The organism is Pseudomonas sp. (genome assembly GCF_033723075.1).
In the GTDB taxonomy this organism is placed as follows: Bacteria; Pseudomonadota; Gammaproteobacteria; order Pseudomonadales; family Pseudomonadaceae; genus Aquipseudomonas.
The window spans coordinates 65,523-85,483 of sequence record NZ_JAWVXU010000018.1 but is presented as its reverse complement, the minus strand read 5'-3'; the positions used below and the strand labels follow the sequence as shown (position 1 = coordinate 85,483).

The 19,961-nt window shown below is 62.5% G+C and carries 16 protein-coding genes and 3 tRNA genes; 11 read left to right on the top strand and 8 right to left on the bottom strand.

What is annotated here, in order from left to right:
• Nucleotides 1-492: 492 nt before the first annotated feature.
• The 3 genes from R3355_RS19355 to R3355_RS19345 form a co-directional block, all read right to left on the bottom strand.
• Nucleotides 493-568, bottom strand: a tRNA-Lys gene (locus R3355_RS19355).
• A 5-nt stretch (nucleotides 569-573) separates the two neighbouring features.
• A tRNA-Pro gene (locus tag R3355_RS19350) sits at nucleotides 574-650 on the bottom strand.
• A 10-nt stretch (nucleotides 651-660) separates the two neighbouring features.
• Nucleotides 661-736: transfer RNA gene (locus tag R3355_RS19345), tRNA-Asn, on the bottom strand.
• A gap of 210 nt (nucleotides 737-946) precedes the next feature.
• Here R3355_RS19345 and R3355_RS19340 point away from each other — a divergent pair.
• Together R3355_RS19340 and R3355_RS19335 are read left to right on the top strand one after the other, a co-directional pair.
• Entirely contained in the window at nucleotides 947-3,298 is a 2,352-nt protein-coding gene (locus tag R3355_RS19340; RefSeq protein ID WP_318962666.1) for a DUF1631 domain-containing protein, read from the top strand.
• A gap of 20 nt (nucleotides 3,299-3,318) precedes the next feature.
• Entirely contained in the window at nucleotides 3,319-3,651 is a 333-nt protein-coding gene (locus R3355_RS19335) for a PilZ domain-containing protein (RefSeq protein ID WP_318962665.1), read from the top strand.
• A gap of 384 nt (nucleotides 3,652-4,035) precedes the next feature.
• Here the strand turns inward: R3355_RS19335 and clpB are convergent, their stop codons facing one another.
• The 3 genes from clpB to rluD all read right to left on the bottom strand — a co-directional run bounded on the left by clpB (nucleotide 4,036) and on the right by rluD (nucleotide 8,783).
• Nucleotides 4,036-6,600, bottom strand: coding sequence for an ATP-dependent chaperone ClpB (clpB, locus tag R3355_RS19330; protein ID WP_318962664.1), 2,565 nt, complete (start codon nucleotides 6,598-6,600; stop codon nucleotides 4,036-4,038).
• A 465-nt stretch (nucleotides 6,601-7,065) separates the two neighbouring features.
• On the bottom strand, nucleotides 7,066-7,806 hold the full coding sequence (pgeF, locus tag R3355_RS19325) for a peptidoglycan editing factor PgeF (RefSeq protein WP_413243543.1): 741 nt from the start codon (nucleotides 7,804-7,806) through the stop codon (nucleotides 7,066-7,068).
• A 2-nt stretch (nucleotides 7,807-7,808) separates the two neighbouring features.
• Nucleotides 7,809-8,783 carry a 23S rRNA pseudouridine(1911/1915/1917) synthase RluD gene (gene rluD / locus R3355_RS19320; protein ID WP_318947423.1) on the bottom strand — a complete coding sequence of 325 codons (975 nt, stop codon included), beginning with the start codon at nucleotides 8,781-8,783 and terminating at the stop codon, nucleotides 7,809-7,811.
• 316 nt (nucleotides 8,784-9,099) lie between these two features.
• On the opposite strand from rluD, the gene R3355_RS19315 reads away from it, so the two are divergent.
• Nucleotides 9,100-10,101, top strand: coding sequence for an outer membrane protein assembly factor BamD (locus R3355_RS19315; RefSeq protein ID WP_318962662.1), 1,002 nt, complete (start codon nucleotides 9,100-9,102; stop codon nucleotides 10,099-10,101).
• 175 nt (nucleotides 10,102-10,276) lie between these two features.
• On the opposite strand, the gene R3355_RS19310 is transcribed toward R3355_RS19315, so the two are convergent.
• The gene (locus tag R3355_RS19310) at nucleotides 10,277-11,908 is read right to left on the bottom strand and encodes an NAD+ synthase (RefSeq protein ID WP_318962661.1); all 1,632 of its coding nucleotides are present in this window, start codon (nucleotides 11,906-11,908) and stop codon (nucleotides 10,277-10,279) included.
• A 480-nt stretch (nucleotides 11,909-12,388) separates the two neighbouring features.
• Here R3355_RS19310 and R3355_RS19305 point away from each other — a divergent pair, with 480 nt between their 5' ends.
• The 3 genes from R3355_RS19305 to R3355_RS19295 are packed head-to-tail and all read left to right on the top strand — an operon-like array spanning nucleotide 12,389 to nucleotide 15,547.
• Nucleotides 12,389-12,625, top strand: a complete 237-nt coding sequence (locus R3355_RS19305; RefSeq protein WP_318947426.1) for a PP0621 family protein — start codon at nucleotides 12,389-12,391, stop codon at nucleotides 12,623-12,625.
• Nucleotides 12,615-14,207 carry a sensor histidine kinase gene (locus R3355_RS19300; protein WP_318962660.1) on the top strand — a complete coding sequence of 531 codons (1,593 nt, stop codon included), beginning with the start codon at nucleotides 12,615-12,617 and terminating at the stop codon, nucleotides 14,205-14,207. The genes R3355_RS19305 and R3355_RS19300 overlap by 11 nt, the downstream gene beginning before the upstream one ends.
• A gap of 2 nt (nucleotides 14,208-14,209) precedes the next feature.
• Nucleotides 14,210-15,547 carry a sigma-54 dependent transcriptional regulator gene (locus tag R3355_RS19295; RefSeq protein WP_318962659.1) on the top strand — a complete coding sequence of 446 codons (1,338 nt, stop codon included), beginning with the start codon at nucleotides 14,210-14,212 and terminating at the stop codon, nucleotides 15,545-15,547.
• A 158-nt stretch (nucleotides 15,548-15,705) separates the two neighbouring features.
• On the opposite strand, the gene thiO is transcribed toward R3355_RS19295, so the two are convergent.
• The gene (thiO, locus tag R3355_RS19290; protein ID WP_318962658.1) at nucleotides 15,706-16,812 is read right to left on the bottom strand and encodes a glycine oxidase ThiO; all 1,107 of its coding nucleotides are present in this window, start codon (nucleotides 16,810-16,812) and stop codon (nucleotides 15,706-15,708) included.
• Nucleotides 16,813-16,878: 66 nt separating this feature from the next.
• On the opposite strand from thiO, the gene R3355_RS19285 reads away from it, so the two are divergent.
• The 5 genes from R3355_RS19285 (at nucleotide 16,879) to R3355_RS19265 (ending at nucleotide 19,947) form a co-directional block, all read left to right on the top strand.
• Nucleotides 16,879-17,394 (top strand): GspH/FimT family pseudopilin, encoded by a 516-nt coding sequence (locus tag R3355_RS19285; RefSeq protein ID WP_318962657.1) that lies wholly within the window; start codon nucleotides 16,879-16,881, stop codon nucleotides 17,392-17,394.
• 99 nt (nucleotides 17,395-17,493) lie between these two features.
• Entirely contained in the window at nucleotides 17,494-18,012 is a 519-nt protein-coding gene (locus tag R3355_RS19280) for a GspH/FimT family pseudopilin (RefSeq protein ID WP_318962656.1), read from the top strand.
• The gene (pilV, locus tag R3355_RS19275; RefSeq protein ID WP_318962655.1) at nucleotides 18,003-18,479 is read left to right on the top strand and encodes a type IV pilus modification protein PilV; all 477 of its coding nucleotides are present in this window, start codon (nucleotides 18,003-18,005) and stop codon (nucleotides 18,477-18,479) included. The genes R3355_RS19280 and pilV overlap by 10 nt, the downstream gene beginning before the upstream one ends.
• Complete coding sequence (locus R3355_RS19270) at nucleotides 18,476-19,483, top strand: PilW family protein (RefSeq protein ID WP_318962654.1); 1,008 nt, start codon at nucleotides 18,476-18,478, stop codon at nucleotides 19,481-19,483. The genes pilV and R3355_RS19270 overlap by 4 nt, the downstream gene beginning before the upstream one ends.
• Complete coding sequence (locus R3355_RS19265; RefSeq protein ID WP_318962653.1) at nucleotides 19,480-19,947, top strand: PilX N-terminal domain-containing pilus assembly protein; 468 nt, start codon at nucleotides 19,480-19,482, stop codon at nucleotides 19,945-19,947. Before R3355_RS19270 ends, R3355_RS19265 begins: the two co-directional genes overlap by 4 nt.
• Nucleotides 19,948-19,961: the final 14 nt, after the last annotated feature.

Genomic DNA, 19,961 nt, shown 5'->3' with positions numbered 1-19,961 from the left:
CTGGCGGGCTGTCGCTGCGCTCCGAGGCCGCCCTACGGAACGTCGCCGAACGCACGATCTGACATAACCCGCAATCAGTAGGGTGTCACTCGCCGCAGGCAGTGCACCATTGGTTCACCGGCGCGGCACAAAAACTGGCGGGCTGTCGCTGCGCTCCGAGGCCGCCCTACGGAACGTCGCCGAACGCACGATCTGACATAACCCGCAATCAGTAGGGTGTCACTCGCCGCAGGCAGTGCACCATGGTTCACCGGCGCGGCACAAAGCTGGCGGGCTGTCGCTGCGCTCCGAGGCCGCCCTACCACCTAACGGAACGCCGCCCGGACCGCCCTGCCTTCGAACAGATCGCCACTTCAAGCCGGCTATCGTCGGGGAGCCCATGACAAATCGCACGCATAAAAAAAGCGCCCCGAAGGGCGCTTTTTTATGGTTGCCGATGAACATCTCATCTCAACCTTAAGATTCAACGCTGCAAACAACTGCAGGTGAAAATGGTGGGTCGTGTGGGATTCGAACCTACGACCAATTGGTTAAAAGCCAACTGCTCTACCAACTGAGCTAACGACCCAAAAATGGTCGGGGTAGGGGGATTCGAACTCCCGACATCCTGCTCCCAAAGCAGGCGCGCTACCGGACTGCGCTATACCCCGATTGAAAGATTGGCTCCGCGACCAGGACTCGAACCTGGGACCCAATGATTAACAGTCATTTGCTCTACCGACTGAGCTATCGCGGAACTTCGTGCTTTCAGTTCTCTTCTACTAGGCTTCGGCGTGAACCGTTTCCCGTGTCTGAGGCGCGCCATTTTACGTTTCCGCAGCCGCCTGTCAACCCCTTAAATTGCTTTTATGACAATGCTTTGCACGTGGCTGACGGCCTGCTATATCTTCTTTGAGTGTGCTCCACGCAGGATGTGTTAGCCACAAGGCCTCAATCAGGAAAGTCCATGAGCAACCAGGACATACCACCAAGCACGCAAAAACCGGCGCCAACCTTGGCCAGCCGTGGCATTCAGCCTCGTTTTGGCGAGTTGGTGCAAAGCTGTCGCAAGCTGGTAATGAACCGATTGGCGGAGCAACTCACGGGGGTTTTCGCTCAGGTCGATGACACCTTGTTCGAGTACGCGGAAAAAGCCGAGAACAATCAGGTGCAAAACCTGTTTTTCGACAGCATGCGCGAGATTCGCAAGCAGCGGCCACAGATCGAGCGAAGCTACCACCAGAAAATCTCGCAGAATTTCTCCGACTTTCTCGATGGCAAGCTCAAACCTGTGCCCAGCGCCGCTGAACTGGATGCCGAACAGCTCGCCCTGGTACAGAACGAGGAGTACGAGGAAAGCCTGCTGATCGCCAGCATGGTCAACCAGGTCAAATCACGCTGCGCGCAACAGCTGTTTGCCCTGGAACAGCGCCTGGCCCTGCTCAACAATGGACAACAACTGGGTGAGGAGAACAACCCCTTCGGCCCGCAGATGATTGCCCTGGCATTTCGCCAGGCCTTGGCCCCCAGCCCACTGCAACTGCAGATCAAAGCCATCCTCTACAGCCTGTTCGACAAGCACGTGATGCTCAGCCTGGACACCGTCTATAGCGCCCTCAATCAGCGCCTGGTGGACGCGGGCGTACTACCCAACTTCAAATACACTGCCCAGCGCACCACCAATCCAGAGCGCCCCGACAGGATCGAGAGCACGCCCGACGCAGGGGAGGCACGGCCCGGGGACGGCGACCCTCAGGCCACCGCCCCGCCCTCGGCACACGCGACCCACAGCTCAGCCCCGGCACAGCCGCTCGATCTCGACGGACCTCCCCCCAGCAACCCGATGGCGCTGCTAGAGGGCCTGACCGCCCTGCTCGGCAAACATCGCCAACGTAACATTGATGCCCCACTGCTCGGCGGCACCCGCAGCATCGCCAGCTACGCCCCGCGCAACGCTACCAGTACTTACAGCGCCAGCGATCTGCTCGAGGCCCTGAACCGCATGCAACGCCAATCTGCCGATGAGCTGGCGCAGCGCCTGCAGCGCCCACAGCAGGTCGACAGCTTGAAAGCCGATTTGCAGCGACAACTGGAAGTCTTCAGCCAACGCCCTGGCCAACAGAAACTGTCGGATCAGGAAACCGATGTGATCGACCTGGTCGGCATGCTGTTCGACTTCATCCTCGACGACAGCTGCCTGAACGACAGCTACAAGACCCTCCTCTCCCACCTGCACACGCCCTATCTGAAAGTGGCGCTGCAAGACAAGGCGCTGTTCACCCAGCACCAGCATCCGGCTCGCCGCCTGCTCAACAGCATGGCCAAGGCGGGCGTACTCTATGGTGGCGAAACCAACGAACACGCCCTGCTGGCCAAGATGCAGTGGGTGGTGGAGCGGGTGGTCAGCGCGGACAACAACGCTCCATTGCTGTTTCAGGCGCTACTCGAACAGTTTGACCAATACACCGCCACCCTCAAGCACAAGGTCGAACTGCGCGAACACCGCGCCGTGGAAGCCGCCAAGGGTCGCGACAAACTGCTGGGCGCCCGTCAGCAGGCCCTCGACGTGATTGCCCGCAGCCTGAACCAACGCCAGACACCAGGGATCATCCGCAACTTCCTCGAACTGACCTGGGCCGATGTTCTGGTGTTCGTGCTGCTCCGCCATGGCGAGAGCAGCAGCGAGTGGCAACGCGCCTGCGAAGTGGCCGAACAACTGGCCTGGAGCGGCACGCCACTTGATGAAAGCGGCCGCCAGCAACTGCAAGCGCTACGCATGACGCTGCTGGATGATTTGCGTAAAGGCCTGCAACTGCTCGGTGGCTACCACGAGGACGGCATTCGCCGCCTGTTGCAGGACCTGGTCGCCTGCCAGTACGCGGCACAAGCCAAGCAGCCGCAGCTCGCCGACACCTTCACCCCGCAATTGGCGCCGAGCACACTCGGCGCCATGCTCGGCGAGGACGCCATGCTCGCCTCTCTGGCGCCGCGCGAATCCGGCCTGTCTGTACGCGCGCAAACATTCGCCAAAGAGCTGATGCAAATCGAGTTCGGTACTTGGTTCGAATTCCTCATGGACAATCAACCCCTCCTGCTCAAGCTCTCCTGGTTCAGTCCGACCACGCGCAATTACATGTTTGTCGATCACAGCGGCCAACGGGCAGCGATCAAACCACTGACCCAACTGGCAACCGAAATGGAACAGGGTCTGGCCCGCATCGTTCCACCTGAAAACGACGCCCCGCTGGTGGATCGTGCCCTCAGCGCCATTTATCGTGTCCTGCAGCGCGTCGCCGGGCGCACGAGCAAAACCCACTAGACCACCCACAAGGAGCCTCCATGGAAGATCGTCGTCAGCACAGCCGTCATAACGCCGAGCTGCAGCTGGAAGTCTTCGACCTGCATACCGGCCAGCGCCTCGGCCGTGTGGCAGACCTTTCTGCCGACGGCTTCATGCTGTTCAGCGACAAGCCGCACCGTGCGAATACCGTGGTCGAATGCCGCCTGGTCAGCGAGCAAGTGATCGACGGAGTCGGTGAGATCCAGCTACACGCCGACTGCCTATGGAGCCGCCCCGGCGCTGACGGCCAACACTGCTGGGCGGGCTTTCATATTATCGACCTGGAACAAGACCAGGCCACGGCGCTGGATGAGCTGCTCAAGCATCTTTAAAGCGCAAGTGTCACGACAACTTTGAAATGTCGGTCAATCGCGGTCTTACCCGTGTACCGCGATCCCCTGTAGGGTGGGTTAGGCGCACGCTGCCGATAGCGATGAACCAGCAAGATCCGTTGCGCCGTAACCCACCATCGGCGCAACGCAGGGATATCGCCTGGTGGGTTACGCGGCGCGCCACGATGGCGGTGCCTGATCGCTCGGAGGTTGGCGCCGCTAACCCACCCTACAGTGATCCGACATTTCATGATTGATACGACACCAGCCGACCATGTTGATGATCCAATGATCCGTAGGATGGCACGGGCCGCGTAGGCTAAGCGCATAAAAAACGCCCCGTCACGGCGCTGACCGTGACGGGGCGTAGTCAGTGCAACGGGCTTAGACGAAGACGATTTCGTCGTTTTCGACCGTGCCGGTCACGGTGCTGCCGGGGCCGAACTTGCCGGCAAGGATCAACTGCGCCAGCGGGTTTTCGATCCAGCGCTGGATCGCCCGCTTCAGCGGCCGCGCGCCGTAGACCGGGTCGTAACCGATGGCGACCAGCTTGTCCAAAGCCTCGTCGCTCAACTCCAGACTCAGCTCGCGCTCGGCCAGACGCTGGCGCAAACGGTTCAGCTGGATCAGCGCGATGCCGGCAATCTGCTCGCGAGCCAGCGGCTCGAAGATCACCACCTCATCGATACGGTTGATAAATTCAGGGCGGAAGTGCGTGCTCACTGCATCCATCACCGCCGCCCGTTGCGCCTCGCGATCACCGACCAGCTCCTGGATCTGCGCGGAGCCGAGGTTGGAGGTCATCACGATCACGGTGTTCTTGAAGTCGACGGTGCGTCCGTGGCTGTCGGTCAGGCGGCCGTCTTCCATGACCTGCAGAAGGATGTTGAATACGTCCGGGTGGGCCTTCTCCACCTCGTCCATCAGGATCACCGAGTAGGGTTTGCGGCGAACCGCCTCGGTCAGGTAACCGCCCTCCTCGTAGCCGACATAGCCGGGTGGAGCACCGATCAGCCGCGACACGGAATGTTTCTCCATGAACTCGGACATGTCGATGCGCACCAGCGCCTCCTCGGTGTCGAAGAGGAACTCGGCCAGGGCCTTGCACAGCTCGGTCTTGCCCACCCCGGTCGGGCCGAGGAAGAGGAAGGAGCCGCTCGGCCGGTTCGGATCGGACAGCCCGGCGCGCGAACGCCGTACCGCGCTGGCTACGGCGACCACCGCTTCGTTCTGGCCGATCACCCGCTGATGCAGCAGGCCTTCCATCTTCAGCAGCTTGTCGCGCTCGCCTTCGAGCATCTTGGAGACCGGGATACCGGTCCACTTGGACACCACTTCGGCAATTTCTTCCTCGGTGACCTTGCTGCGCAGCAGCTGGTTCTCGGTCTTGCCGTGCTGGTCAACCATCTGCAGGCTGCGCTCCAGATCCGGAATGATGCCGTACTGCAGCTCGGCCATGCGATTGAGATCACCCTTGCGCCGCGCCGTTTCCAGCTCCTGGCGCGACTGCTCGATTTTCTCCTGGATCTGCGCCGAGCCTTGCACCTCGGCCTTTTCCGCCTTCCAGATGTCTTCAAGATCGGCGTACTCGCGCTCCAGCCGGGCGATGTCTTCCTTGAGTTTCTCCAGGCGCTTGATCGCCGCCTCGTCGTCCTCTTTCTTCAACGCCTGGGCTTCGACCTTGAGCTGGATCAGGCGCCGCTCCAGACGATCGAGCACTTCCGGCTTGGAGTCGATTTCCATGCGGATGCGGCTGGCCGCCTCGTCGATCAGGTCGATGGCCTTGTCCGGCAGCTGGCGATCGGTGATGTAGCGATGGCTGAGCTTGGCCGCGGCGATGATCGCGCCGTCGGTGATCGCCACCTTGTGGTGCACCTCATAGCGTTCCTTGAGGCCACGGAGGATGGCGATGGTGTCTTCCTCGCTCGGCTCATCGACCAGCACCTTCTGGAAGCGCCGTTCCAGAGCGGCATCCTTCTCGATGTACTGACGGTACTCGTCGAGGGTGGTGGCGCCGACACAATGCAGCTCGCCGCGGGCCAAGGCCGGCTTGAGCATATTGCCGGCGTCCATGGAGCCCTCGGCCTTGCCGGCGCCAACCATGGTGTGGATTTCGTCGATAAACAGGATGATCCGCCCTTCCTGCTTGCCCAGCTCGTTGAGCACCGCTTTCAGGCGCTCCTCGAACTCGCCACGGAACTTGGCACCGGCGATCAGCGAACCCATGTCCAGCGACAGCACGCGCTTGTCCTTCAGGCCATCCGGCACCTCGCCGTTGACGATGCGCTGGGCCAGGCCTTCGACGATCGCGGTCTTGCCCACGCCCGGCTCACCGATCAGTACCGGGTTGTTCTTGGTGCGGCGCTGCAACACCTGGATGGTGCGTCGGATCTCGTCGTCGCGACCGATCACCGGATCCAGCTTGCCCTCTTCGGCACGCTTGGTCAGGTCAATGGTGTATTTATCCAGGGCCTGGCGGGATTCCTCGGCATTCGGGTCGTTCACCGCATCGCCGCCGCGCAGGTTGCTGATGGCGTTTTCCAAGGCTTTCTTGCTCACGCCCTGGGCGAGCAGCAACTTGCCCAGTTTGGTGCCTTCGTCCAGCGCGGCAAGCAGCACCAGTTCGCTGGAGATGAACTGGTCGCCCTTCTGCTGCGACAGGCGGTCGGCCTGATTGAGCAGGCGCGCCAGATCCTGGGACAGGTTGACGTCGCCGGTCGGGTTCTGGATCTTGCCCAGATGATCGAGTTCTTTGCTCAGTGCCTGGCGCAGGCTGCCTACGTCGAAGCCGACCTGCATCAGCAGCGGCTTGATCGAGCCGCCCTGCTGCTCGAGCAGCGCCTGCATCAGGTGCAGCGGTTCGATAGCGGCATGGTCGAGGCCGACGGCCAGGGACTGGGCGTCGGATAGCGCAAGTTGCAACTTGCTGGTCAATCGGTCGATTCGCATTGCGTCATCCTTCCTTTTGAGAGCAGGCCGGCGCGATGGACACCCCTGTATTGAAAGCCTGCCGAGATGAAGACTAGATGAGGACGATTGTGCGAGTTTCAAGCGCAGCGACGTTGATCTGGGTCATAGCCAGCGGCCGATGAACGTTTCAACGCCGCGGCCCGGGCGGTGTTCCGTTCGGAGCGACGCGACAACCCGCCGGATTTGTGTCGCGCCGATGAACCATGGTGCACTGCCTGCAGGTAGGGCGGCCTCGGAGCGCAGCGACAGCCCGCCAGAATTTGTGTCGCGCCGATGAACCACGGTGCACTGCCTTCGGCGAGTGACACCCTACGAATCGCGGATTGTTCCAGTTTCGGCGATACGCCCGGGAACTGTAGGGCGATCCGGGCGGCGTTCCGTTCGGAGCACAGCGACAGCCCGCCAGCTTTTGTGCCGCGCCGGCGAACCAGCGGATTCAAAGAATCAGTTGGCCAGCCAGATCAACGACGCGAAGCGACCGGTGCGGGCAGCGCGACGGTAGGAGTAGAAACGCGGGTCGCTGTAGGTGCAGAAACCGCCACCATAGACGGCCGTGACGCCGCGCGCCGCCAGGCGGATACGTGCCAGCCGATAGATATCGGCCATATATCGCCCCGGGTTGATGCTGGCGACGAAGGCTTCGGCGGCCTGAGGGTGCACGGCCATGAAGGCTTCGCGCACCTCGGCGCCCACTTCAAAGGCGTGCGGGCCAATCGCCGGCCCGAGCCAGACCAGCACCTCCTCCGGCGCCACGGCCAGTGCATCCAGGGTCGCCTCCAGCACGCCGCCTGCCAGCCCGCGCCAGCCGGCATGGGCGGCGGCGACGCGGCTGCCGGCACGGTCGCAAAACAGCACCGGCAGGCAATCGGCGGTCATCACGGTACAGGCGACCCCCGGGGTAGCTGTCCAGCTGGCGTCGGCCTCAAGCACCTCGCCCGGATCGGCAGGCACAACGGCAACGCCATGCACCTGATGCAACCAGGCCGGCTTGCAGCCCAACAGGCTGATCAGGCGCTGGCGGTTCCTGGTCACGGCAGCGGGATCGTCCTCGACATGCTCGCCGAGGTTGAATCGGTCGAACGGCGCGGCGCTGATGCCACCGCTGCGCGTCGTGACGCAGGCCCTGACCCAGGCGCGGGCCGGCCAATCCGGTGTCAGCCAGTCATGGGCCGGGTGTGCACTCACGTTCACCCGATAAACGCCTCGCGATCCTGACGCAACAGCGTCAGCAACCAGACGAAGTCATCCGGCAACGGCGACTGCCATTTCATCCGCTGCCCGCTGATCGGGTGATCCAGTTCGAGGAAGCGTGCATGCAGGGCCTGGCGCGGAAACTCCTTGAGGCTCTGCACCATGGTCAGGCTGGCCGCCGGCGGGATGCGGAAACGCCCACCGTAGACCGGGTCGCCGACCAGCGGATAACCGACATGGCTCATGTGCACACGAATCTGGTGAGTACGCCCGGTTTCCAGCTTGACCCGCGCATGAGTGTGCGAGCGAAAGCGCTCCAGCACCCGGTAATGGCTGACCGCCGGCTTGCCGCCATCACTGACCGCCATGCGCTGGCGTTGCGCCGAACTGCGGCCGATCGGCGCGTCTATCTTGCCGCCGGCGGTGATCACGCCGATCACGATGCACTCGTAGATGCGGCTGACCGTGCGTTTCTGTAGCTGGTCGACCAGGCGGGTCTGCGCTTCGATGGTCTTGGCCACCACCATCAGCCCGGTGGTGTCCTTGTCCAGGCGATGGACGATGCCGCAGCGCGGCACGTTGACGATGTCCGGCACGTGGTGCAGCAAGGCGTTGAGCAGGGTGCCGTCGGCATGCCCGGCGGCCGGGTGCACCACCAGCCCCGCCGGCTTGTCGATCACCAGGATCTGATCGTCCTCGAAGACGATATTCAGCGCGATGTCCTGGGCGATCCACTCGCCCTGGGCCTCCTGCTCGGCGCGCAGCGCCAGCAGCGCCCCGCCATGCACGATGTCGCGCGGGCGAACCACGGCACCATCGACAGTCAGCAGCCCCTCCTTGATCCAGGCAGACAGGCGCGAACGCGAGTGCTCGGCGAACAGTTGGGCGGCGACTTGGTCGAGGCGTTGACCGCCCATATCAGTGGGCACCTCGGCGTTCAGTTCAATGGTCTGCTTATTAATAGAGGACATGCTCGGCAACGGTGGGGGACCTGAGGGTCGGTTGATGTTTCATTGCACGCCGATTGCCGCGACCAATCAGGCCAGGCAAGGCGTGGACGCCGCCAAATGATCGCTACAGTGGCAAGCCCCGCGATACGACCTGACTGCATTTGCCGCATAACCACCGAGGGTGGCGGCAAAATGAAACATCAACAGGCCCTACTTTTGGTTTCGGCTACGTGCTTGTGGTTAAATACGGCGTCTTTGCCCCAGGGTCACCGGGGGCGCTCATCATAACAGGACGGCTTTGCTCAAGACAGCCGCCGTCACAGGGACGCAAGCCGCCATGCAAGTGAGACACCTGCTGCTGATCGCCATCCTCGCCCTTACCGCTGCCTGCTCGTCCAAAGAGGTACTCGACGAGAACCTGAGCGAGACCGAGTTGTACCAGCAGGCGCAAAGCGACCTGGACAACAAGAGCTACACCAGTGCGGTGACCAAGCTCAAGGCCCTCGAGTCGCGCTACCCGTTCGGCCGCTATGCCGAACAGGCCCAGCTGGAACTGATCTACGCCTACTACAAGAATGCCGAACCGGAAGCCGCAAGGTCCGCTGCCGAGCGTTTCATCCGTTTGCATCCGCAGCATGCGAATGTCGACTACGCCTATTACGTCAAGGGCCTGGCTTCTTTCGACCAGGATCGCGGCCTGCTCTCCCGTTTCCTGCCGCTGGACATGAGCAAGCGCGACCCCGGTGCCGCCCGCGACTCCTATAACGAGTTCGCCCAGCTCACCAGCCGTTACCCGAACAGCCGTTATGCCCCGGATGCCAAGCAGCGCATGATCTACCTGCGTAACCTGCTGGCCGCGTATGAAATCCATGTAGCCCACTACTACCTGAGCCGCCAGGCTTATGTCGCTGCTGCCAACCGTGGCCGCTACGTGGTGGAAAACTTCCAGGAAACCCCATCGGTCGGCGACGGCCTGGCGGTGATGACCGAGGCCTACCAGCGCCTGACCCTGGACGAACTGGCCGCGACCAGCCTGGAAACCCTCAAGCTCAACTACCCGGAGCACCCAAACCTGGTCGATGGCCAGTTCGTGCCCCGTGAAGAAGAAGCCGATTCCCGCTCCTGGTTGGCCAAGGCCACCCTGGGCCTGATCGAAACCGATACGCCGCTACCACCGGGCGAAACCCGCGCCAACCAGGACGTGATCCGCCAGTACGAAGATGCCAAAGAGCAGATTCCCGACGAGCTGAAATCGACCAGCGAAGACGAACCCAGCCAGGAAACCCAGGGCCGCAAGCGTTCCTGGTTCAGCTACATGACCTTTGGCCTGTTCGACTGAATAGCTGAAACGCCTAACCAGCGACGTTCAGAATCAATGCCGCGCACTTGTCTCAAGTGCGCGGCATTTTTTTATGGCTCTGTCGATGGGTATCACAGCGACCTGACTGAAACCCGAGGGGTTGTCATTACCCCCCGACTGGATCGCCGCCCGGACCGCTCTTCCTCCCCACGCCTCAATCGCCAATCTGCCACCCCGAGGTGATCGGGTAGCGCCGATCGCGACCGAAGCCGCGCTGGGTGACCCTTATGCCGACTGCGGCCTGGCGGCGCTTGTACTCGTTCAGATCGACCAGGCGCAGCACGCGCTTGACCGTGTCCGCATCGAAACCCTCGGCAATGATCGCATCGGCCGACAGGTCGTACTCGATGTACAGCTTGAGGATCTCGTCGAGCACCGGGTACGGCGGCAGCGAGTCTTCGTCCTTCTGCTCCGGCGCCAGTTCGGCTGAGGGCGGACGGTCGATGACCCGCTGCGGGATTACCGGTCCGCGGCTGTTGCGGTATTCGCACAGGCGAAACACCAGGGTCTTGGGCACATCCTTGAGCACATCGAAACCGCCGGCCATGTCGCCATAGAGGGTGGCGTAGCCGACCGCCATTTCGCTCTTGTTGCCGGTGGTCAGCACCAGGTAGCCCTTCTTGTTGGACAGGGCCATCAGCAGCGTGCCACGGCAGCGCGCCTGCAGGTTTTCCTCGGTGGCGTCGCGCGGCAGGCCCTCGAACACCGGCGCCAGGGTGCCCATGAAGGCTTCGACCATGGGCGCGATCGGCAGCACCCGATAGGTCACGCCCAGTGCATGGGTTTCTGCCTCGGCGTCCTCCAGGCTGATCTGCGCGGTGTAGCGGTACGGCATCATCACCGCTTCGACCCGCTCGGCGCCAAGCGCATCGACGGCCACCGCCAGGGTCAGAGCCGAGTCGATGCCGCCGGACAGCCCGAGCAGCACGCCCTTGAAGCCGTTCTTGCGCACATAATCACGCACGCCCACGACCAGGGCCTGATACACACTGGCCTCCAGCTCCGGTAATGGCACGCAGTTGGCCGGCCGCGGGCTGACTCGCTCGCCATCGAGGATCAGGTCGACCGGGTACAGGCCCTCGGTGAAGGCGGCCATGCGCTGACAGACCTGGCCACTGGCATCGACCACGCAACTGCCGCCGTCGAACACCAGCTCGTCCTGACCGCCAACCTGGTTGACGTAGACGATCGGCATCGCCCCTTCGCGTGCGCGCTCGGCCAGTGCTTCCTCGCGCTCGCGCTGCTTGTCCAGATGGAACGGCGAGGCGTTCAGGCTCAGCATCAATTGCGCCCCGGCGTCACGAGCCTGGGCCATCGGCTCGGAGAGCCAGATGTCCTCGCAGATGCTCAGCGCTACCGCCACGCCCTTGATGTCGACCACGCAGGGCTGGGTGCCGGGCTCGAAATAGCGCTTCTCGTCGAACACCCGGTAATTCGGCAACTTCTGCTTGTAGTAGCGGGCCAGCAATTGGCCGTCGGCGATCACCGCGCAGGCGTTGTAGCGCAGTTCATCCTCCAGCCAGGGAAAGCCGACCACCAGATAGATGCCACTGACTTCGTCCCGCAGACGCTGCAAGCCCTGCTCGATGCGTCGCTGCATGCTCGAGCGCAGCAGCAAATCCTCCGGCGGATAGCCGCAGAGCGCCAATTCGGGGAACACGATGACATCCGCCAGCCACTGATCACGAGCGTTGCATGCCGCCTCGATGATGCTCTCGACGTTGCCGTGCACATCGCCAACGCGCAAATTCAACTGGGCCATCACGACCCTCAGGGTTTGGCTCATGACTGCCTCCACCACATAAGTCCCACGTTCGAGTGAGCCTGGCGGCTCAGTCGCGGTGTTGCATCGTTCACTCCACAGCATAGGGTTTAACCGCCTGACAAGCATGTCGCGAGCGCAAAAAGCTGGCGGGCTGTCGCTTCGCGCCGAGGTCTCCTTACGCCCCCCGGACGTATCGCCGAATCTGGTGCAATCAGCAATCCGTAGGGTGTCACTCGCCGCAGGCAGTGCACCATTGGTTCATCGGCACGGTGCACATCCCGGCGGGTTGTCGCTGCGCTCCGAAGCCGCCCTACGGTTTTGGAGCAATCCGCCCGACCCTGGGTAATCCACGATCTCCGACCCAAGCTGGGGCCGAGCCGGTGATTGTTGCCAACCAGCAAGCAATAGCCGCTGTGCTGGCGCCACATCCTTGGCTAAACTGCCAGGCTTTCCAATAAACTACCTTCCAACAACCTGCCTTTCCAACAAGAAGAGAGCGCTATGGGCCTGTTCCGCCTGCTGTTCTGGATCGCCATTATCGCCGCCGCCTTCTGGCTCTGGCGGCGCTTCACCCGCCCCGCGCGGCGCTCCGGGCAAGACCGGCAAAGCCCCGCGCCCATGGTGCGTTGCGCCCATTGCGGGGTTTACCTGCCCCGTGAAGAGGCGCTGACCAGGGCCGACCAGTGGTATTGCAGCCAGGGCCATCTCGAGCAAGGCCCGAAACCCGGTGGACGCTGAAGCCCTAGCGCTCAGCGGCGTCCAGGGCCGCCGCGTGCTGCGGCTCTACCACCTGTATCGTCTGACCATCGGCGTGGTGCTGGTGCTGGTGATCTCCAGCGACATGGATACCCAGCTGCTGAACCTGGTCCACGCCGAGCTGTTTCGCTATGGCAGCTGGTTCTACCTGATCCTGAATATCCTGGTGGCCGTGGTGGTGCAGCGGCCCAAGCACCTTTCGCAGATCTTCAGCCTGGCCCTGGTCGACGTGATCCTGCTGTCCGCGCTGTTCTATGCGGCCGGCGGCACACCCAGCGGGATCGGCAACCTGCTGATCGTGGCAGTGGCCATCGCCAACGTCCTGCTGCGCGGACGCATCGGCCTGCTGATCGCCGCCATCGCCGCCATGGGCCTGATCTACCTGACCTTCTACCTCAGCCTCAGCCGTCCGGAAGCCAGCGCCCAATACGTGCAGGCCGGTGCGCTCGGCGCCCTGTGTTTTGCTGCCGCCCTGCTCCTGCAGGGGCTGACCCGGCGCCTGCAAGCCAGCGAAAGCCTGGCCGAACAGCGCGCAGCCGATGTCGCCAGCCTGGAAACCCTCAACTCCCTGATTCTGCAGCGCATGCGCACCGGCATCCTGGTGCTCGACGAGCTGCATCGGGTACTGCTGGCCAACCAGGGCGCGCTGCACCTGCTCGGCCGCGATGCGCTGGCCGGCAAGATTCTCGACCCGCACTGCCCGGAGCTGGTCAAGCGCCTGCAGCAATGGCAGCACAACCCGACCCTGCGCCCCGCGAGCCTGCAGGCCTTTGCCGATGGCCCGGTGCTGCAGCCGAGCTTCATCGCCCTGCAGCGCAGCGAAGAGCGGCACACCCTGGTGTTTCTCGACGACATTTCGCAGATTGCCCAGCAGGCCCAGCAGCTCAAGCTCGCCTCCCTCGGCCGCCTGACCGCCGGCATCGCCCATGAGATCCGCAACCCGCTCGGCGCAATCAGCCATGCCGCGCAACTGCTGCAGGAATCGGAAGACCTGCATGGCCCAGACCAGCGCCTGGCGCAAATCATTCAGGATCACTCGCAGCGAATGAACCTGGTGATCGAAAACGTCCTGCAGCTATCGCGCCGACGCCAGGCCGAGCCGCAACTGCTGGACCTGAAATACTGGCTGCACCGCTTCGCCAGCGAGTTCCGCGGCTCGGCTGCGCCTGGCCAGACCCTCCACCTGGAGACCCAGAGCGGCACCGTGCAAACCCGCATGGACCCGCACCAACTCACCCAGGTGCTGACCAATCTGGTACAAAACGGCCTGCGCTACAGCGCGCAGAATCACCCGCAGGGCCAGGTCTGGTTGAAACTGTTCCGCGACCAGAGCAGCGACCTGCCGGTGCTGGAAGTACTCGACGACGGCCCAGGCGTGTCGCCCGAGCAACTGCAGAACATCTTCGAGCCGTTTTTCACCACGGAAACCAAAGGCACCGGCCTGGGCCTGTATATTTCCCGCGAGCTGTGCGAAAGCAACCAGGCCCGACTCGACTACAAACCTCGCGAAGGCGGCGGCAGCTGCTTTCGCATCACCTTCGCCCATCCACGCAAACTGAGCTGACCATGACCCGCCAGAGAGCCCTGATCGTCGACGATGAGCCCGATATCCGCGAACTCCTGGAAATCACCCTGGGCCGCATGAAGCTCGACACCCGCAGCGCCCGCAACGTCAAGGAAGCGCGCGAATGGCTGGCCAAGGAGCCGTTCGACCTGTGCCTGACCGATATGCGCCTGCCCGACGGCACCGGCCTGGATCTGGTGCAGCACATCCTCCAGCGCCATCCCCAGGTGCCGGTGGCGATGATCACCGCCTACGGCAGCCTGGACACCGCGATCAATGCGCTGAAAGCCGGCGCATTCGACTTCCTGACCAAACCGGTCGACCTCGGCCGCCTGCGCGAGCTGGTGGCCACCGCCCTGCGCCTGCGCCCGACGGACAGCGAAGAGCTGCCGGTCGACAGTCGCCTGCTCGGTGACTCGCCGCCGATGAAGGCGCTGCGCAAACAGATCCTCAAACTCGCGCGCAGCCAGGCGCCGGTGTATATCAGCGGCGAATCCGGCAGCGGCAAGGAGCTGGTCGCCCGCCTGATCCACGAACAGGGCGGGCGCAGCGAACAACCGTTCGTGCCGGTGAACTGCGGCGCGATTCCGTCGGAGCTGATGGAAAGCGAATTCTTCGGCCACAAGAAGGGCAGCTTCACCGGCGCCATCGAAGACAAACAGGGCCTGTTCCAGGCGGCCAATGGCGGCACCCTGTTCCTCGACGAAGTCGCCGACCTGCCCTTGCCGATGCAGGTCAAACTGCTGCGCTCGATTCAGGAGAAAGCCGTGCGCGCGGTCGGCGGCCAACAGGAACTGGTGGTCGATGTGCGCATTCTCTGCGCCACCCACAAAGACCTGGCCGCAGAAGTCGCCGCAGGACGCTTCCGCCAGGATCTCTACTACCGCCTGAACGTCATCGAACTGCGCGTGCCACCGCTGCGCGAGCGTCGCGAAGACATCGCCCACCTGACCGCGGTGATGCTCAAGCGCCTGGCCGAAGGCCCCGGCCTGAGCCCGGTCAGACTCGCCGCCGACGCCCTGGACAAACTCAAGAGCTATCGCTTCCCCGGCAACGTACGCGAACTGGAGAACATGCTCGAACGCGCCTACACCCTGTGCGAAGACGACCAGATCACCGCCGCCGACCTGCGCCTGGCCGACGCCTGCGGTTCCAGCGAAAACGGCGACGCCAGCCTGGCGCAGATCGACAACCTGGAAGACCACCTGGAAGACATCGAGCGCAAGCTGATCATGCAAGCCCTCGAAGAAACCCGCTGGAACCGTACCGCCGCCGCCCAACGCCTGGGCCTGAGCTTCCGCTCGATGCGCTACCGGCTGAAGAAACTGGGCATCGATTGAAAACCGGTCCGCAGAAGCGTAATGCCGTACACATAAGCCCTGGCGCATGCATTTTGTCCCCTCGCCCCTGCGGGGAGAGGGGGGGACGGCGCCTCATGACGATGTGAAGCGCAGCGGCCCGTAGGACCGAACGCCTGCAGAACCGCCGGCACCAGCGCTCAGCCCAAACGCCCTTCGGGCGCGTAAGGCGCCGGATCGATGATCGGCTCACGCCCGAGCAGCAGGTCGGTCAGCAATTGGCAGGAGGCCGGCGCCAGGACCAGGCCATTGCGGAAATGCCCGCAATTCAACCAGAGACCGTCATGCCCCGGCACCGGACCGATAAAGGGCAGGCCTTTCGGTGATCCTGGGCGCAATCCGGCCCAATGGCCCACCACCTCGGCATCGGCCAGCGCCGGCAACAGCCCGACCGCTGACGCCTTGAGGCTGGCCAGGGCTTCTTCGCTGGGCGTCTTGTCGAACCCCAGATACTCGAGGGTACTGCCAATCAGGATATGGCCATCGCGCCGCGGAATCGCATAACGCCCGTTGGCCAACACGATACTGGTGAGGAAGTCCTCGGCGCACTTGTAGAGGATCATCTGCCCCTTCACCGGCTCGACCGGCAACTCGATGCCGAGGCTGCGCAACAACTCGCCACTCCAGGCGCCGGCGGCAACCACCACGCGATCGCCACGGATTTCGCCTGCCGCGGTGTGCACCCCACAAATCTGCTCGCCTTCGCGGATAAACCCGGTCACCGCACACTGCTCATGCACGGTCACATTCGGCATCTGCGCCAGCGCCGCGCGCAAGGCCTTGATCAGACGCGGGTTGCGCACATTGGCCACGCCCGGCATGTGCAGCGCCTGCGAGAAGCCCCTGGCCAACGCCGGCACCGCCCGGTACACCGCCTCGACCGGCAGCGCCTGCATCGGCCGCTGCTCCCGCGCGGCCCAGGCCAGGGGCGCCGCCTGCTCCTGGTCGAGCCAGTACAGACCGGTGACATACACCTCGGGATCGATGCCGGTGTCCTCCAGCAAGCGCGCACCCAGCTGCGGGTAGAAATCCTGCGACCAGTGCGCCAGCGCCGTCACCGCCGGGCTGTAGCGCCAGGGATAGAGCGGCGAGACGATACCGCCACCGGCCCAGGAGGACTCCTGACCCACCTGCTGGCGATCGAGCAAGGTCACCCTCACTCCATTCGCGGCCAAGCCATAAGCACTCAACAAGCCAATGACTCCGCCCCCAACCAGCACCACACTTGTTTCGTCAAAACTTGGCATTCGAAAAATCCGCTCTACACTGCTTCGTTAGTGTTAACCCAATACTCTGGCAAGGAAGCTGGAATCATGGAAAGGATGCACGGCCAAACATTGGTCGAGCTGATGGTTTGCCTATCGATTGGCGGCATTATCCTCACCTCGGCATTACCCGCCTTGACCTCAACCCTGCAACGCAGCCAGCAGACGCAAGCCGTCAACCAACTGCTGGGCGCCCTGCATTATGCCCGCGGCTCGGCAGTGATGGGGCGCAAGACCATCGCACTCTGCTCCGGCGACGCCCCCTGCAACCCTGAACAGACCTGGCAAAGCCAGTTGCTGATCTTCGATGATCTCAACAAGAACGGCCAACTCGACAACGGTGAGGCCCTGCTGCAACAACTCCCCCTGTCGAAAGGCTATAGCTGGTACTGGTCAAATTTCCGCAGCCGCCCCTATATGCAGTTCGAGGCCGACGGTACTACCCGGGCACTGAACGGCACTCTCACCCTTTGCCATGCAGACACCCCCACCAGGCAAATCGTGATCAATTTAACAGGCCGAGCGAGAACTCAAGCAGCGCCAGGCGATGCGCGCTGCAGCTAAATTGCAGTTCGTCGCCCTATCAGCTCGCTTGTCCAGCAACCGATACGTTTTCCGTAGCCGTAGCTTAGGGTTCACATGGGCTCCCGCGGAAACATAGCAATGCACCAGCGCAGCAATGGATTCACCTTGATCGAACTGATGATCGTCATCGCCATCGTCGCAGTGATCGCCAGTTATGGCATCCCGCGGTTCAATTCGATGATGCAGAACGGTCGACTTTCTACCCAGGTCAATGAACTGCACGGTTTGATGCAGTTGGCTCGCAGCGAAGCGGTGACCAACCGCGTGATTACCCGTATTTGCGGGAGCACTGACCAGGCCACCTGCAATACCAATAGCTGGGAGCAAGGGGCCATGGTCTTTCGAGACAACGACGGCAACGGTAGTGCCGCAGCAGCCGAGCTGGTCCGTGTGATGCCAGCGGTGACCAACGGCAACACCATCCGAGGGGTCAATGGTGCCATTAGTTTCCTGACCGACGGAACCCTGGTAGGGGGAGCGATGCTGCGCATCTGCGATGATCGTGCCGAGCCCAGTTCCAGACAGATCCGGCTGAATACATCCGGACAAAGCCGCATCAGCAGGGGCAACGCACAGGGAGACGTGGTATGTCCGTAAGGATAAAAAAGCAGAACGGCTTTACGATGATCGAGCTGCTGATCGCCCTTCTGATCCTCGCCGTCGGTCTGCTTGGCATGGCCAGCCTGATGATGACCAGCATGAAATCCAATCAGAGTGCGGCCATGCGCAGCCAGGCCAGCTGGCTCGCCTACGACATAATCGAACGCATGCGCTTGAACAGTGATGTCGCCACGCTGACGTCCAACTACCTGATCGCCGCAGCAGATGCCGCGCCAGCAGACCCCAACTGCAAGGCCAATGGCTGTAGCGCAAACAACGTCGCCACCCTGGATTTACTCGAATGGAAGACTCAACTGGGCCAGGCAGGTCTCACTGGCGGAGTCACTCGAGTTGGTAACAATGCCTATACCGTTTCCATCTCCTGGCAAGAGGACAGCTCCACTGCCTGCGCACCGATTAATGGGATACCCCAATGCTCCTTCATTTTGAGGGCAGACCTATGAGCGCCCACCTGAAAGCAGCCCCGCACAACCAGCGAGGCCTGACCATCATTGAGCTTATGGTCTCGATCCTGCTCAGCTCTTTCCTGCTGCTAGGCATCATGCAGCTCTTCATCAATTCCAACGGCGCGGATAGGGCTAATTCATCACTCGCTCGGCTCCAGGAAAATGGCCGCATTGCTCTAGACATGCTCAAGCAGGATCTGCGCAGAACAGGCTACCAAGGCTGCGCCTCACCTTCGGCAGAAAGCAGAGTCAATTCGAGCCGAACCTTTCCTCTTGACGCCATGGGCGTCCAGAACGTTGAGCTTAACGAAGGGGCAGGCACCGCCAGCGACAGCCTGGTAATGCGTCACGCAACACCCACACTGATGCGCGCCACCAGTATAGGTTCGAGCCAGGTGACCTTTATCAGTGGCGGCAACATTTCCTTCGTTGCCGGCAACCGTTATGAATTCATCCTAACCAACTGCGACGACGTCGCTATTTTCACCGGCGTCGCCTCGGCCCGCAGCGATAACCCAGACCCGCTGACGCAAGGCGCAATGCCCAATCGGTACACCCTGACCAGCCTGCAGGGTGCCAACAACGGCACAGCACCCAGCCTGTATGGCATCCCCAGCGGGGCAGGCTCGCAGTTTCTGCAGGTCGTCGAAAACACCTACGACATTCGTAACGATGCTACCAACGGCAATCGGCCAACCCTCTATAAGAACGCAGCCGCCATGATTGCCGATGTCGAGAATTTCCAAGTGCTCTATGGCGTCGAGAGCGCAGGCCAGACGAGCTGGATAGATGCCAGCGACATGACCGATCCGCTACGGCAGCAAGTCAGCCGTCTGCAGATCAGCCTGGTGATGTCCAGCCCTGACGAAGTTGCCGACCAAGCCAACAACCAGCCCTTCGCCATCGCCAATATCGGGGCAGATACGCAACTCGCGGCCATCGCCGATCGCCGCCTGCGCCGCGTGTTCAACACCGTTGTAGACGTAAGGAACCGGCCATGAAGCAGCTGAAAACCCCTCGACAGCAGAGCGGCGTAGTCCTGGCGGTCAGCCTGATTCTGCTATTGCTGCTGACTATTCTGGCCATCACCGCCTCGACCAGCTCAACCTTGCAGGAGCGGATGGCTGCTAATGCCCAGGAAAGCAACGTGGCCTTTCAGGCCTCCGAGAGTGCACTGGCCGCCATGAACACCCAGGTTCGCAACGGCATAGTCCCGGCAGCGGATAGCGTACTGGCCTTGGACTATCCAACAAGGACTGTCAGGGCGCGCATGCAATCGGCCTCGCGTTACGCCGAGGGCAGTAGTCTGGATGCCGAAGAAAATAGCGGCACCCCGCAGATCATCATCTATGACTTCACCAGTAGCGCCACCCTCGACCCCGCAGCGACCACTGCCGGGCAAATCACCAACAGCAATACCAATGCCCGGCACCTGCAGGGCTATCGCGACCGCATCATTCAGTGAAGTACCCCGAGGAC

Bases quoted from the DNA above. Each gene is read 5' to 3' on its own strand.
- R3355_RS19340 (WP_318962666.1), top strand. From the start codon at position 947: ATGAGCAACCAGGACATACCACCAAGCACGCAAAAACCGGCGCCAACC.
- R3355_RS19335 (WP_318962665.1), top strand. From the start codon at position 3,319: ATGGAAGATCGTCGTCAGCACAGCCGTCATAACGCCGAGCTGCAGCTG.
- clpB (WP_318962664.1), bottom strand. From the start codon at position 6,600: ATGCGAATCGACCGATTGACCAGCAAGTTGCAACTTGCGCTATCCGAC.
- rluD (WP_318947423.1), bottom strand. From the start codon at position 8,783: ATGTCCTCTATTAATAAGCAGACCATTGAACTGAACGCCGAGGTGCCC.
- R3355_RS19315 (WP_318962662.1), top strand. From the start codon at position 9,100: ATGCAAGTGAGACACCTGCTGCTGATCGCCATCCTCGCCCTTACCGCT.
- R3355_RS19310 (WP_318962661.1), bottom strand. From the start codon at position 11,908: ATGAGCCAAACCCTGAGGGTCGTGATGGCCCAGTTGAATTTGCGCGTT.
- R3355_RS19305 (WP_318947426.1), top strand. From the start codon at position 12,389: ATGGGCCTGTTCCGCCTGCTGTTCTGGATCGCCATTATCGCCGCCGCC.
- R3355_RS19295 (WP_318962659.1), top strand. From the start codon at position 14,210: ATGACCCGCCAGAGAGCCCTGATCGTCGACGATGAGCCCGATATCCGC.
- thiO (WP_318962658.1), bottom strand. From the start codon at position 16,812: ATGCCAAGTTTTGACGAAACAAGTGTGGTGCTGGTTGGGGGCGGAGTC.
- R3355_RS19285 (WP_318962657.1), top strand. From the start codon at position 16,879: ATGGAAAGGATGCACGGCCAAACATTGGTCGAGCTGATGGTTTGCCTA.
- R3355_RS19280 (WP_318962656.1), top strand. From the start codon at position 17,494: ATGCACCAGCGCAGCAATGGATTCACCTTGATCGAACTGATGATCGTC.
- pilV (WP_318962655.1), top strand. From the start codon at position 18,003: ATGTCCGTAAGGATAAAAAAGCAGAACGGCTTTACGATGATCGAGCTG.
- R3355_RS19270 (WP_318962654.1), top strand. From the start codon at position 18,476: ATGAGCGCCCACCTGAAAGCAGCCCCGCACAACCAGCGAGGCCTGACC.
- R3355_RS19265 (WP_318962653.1), top strand. From the start codon at position 19,480: ATGAAGCAGCTGAAAACCCCTCGACAGCAGAGCGGCGTAGTCCTGGCG.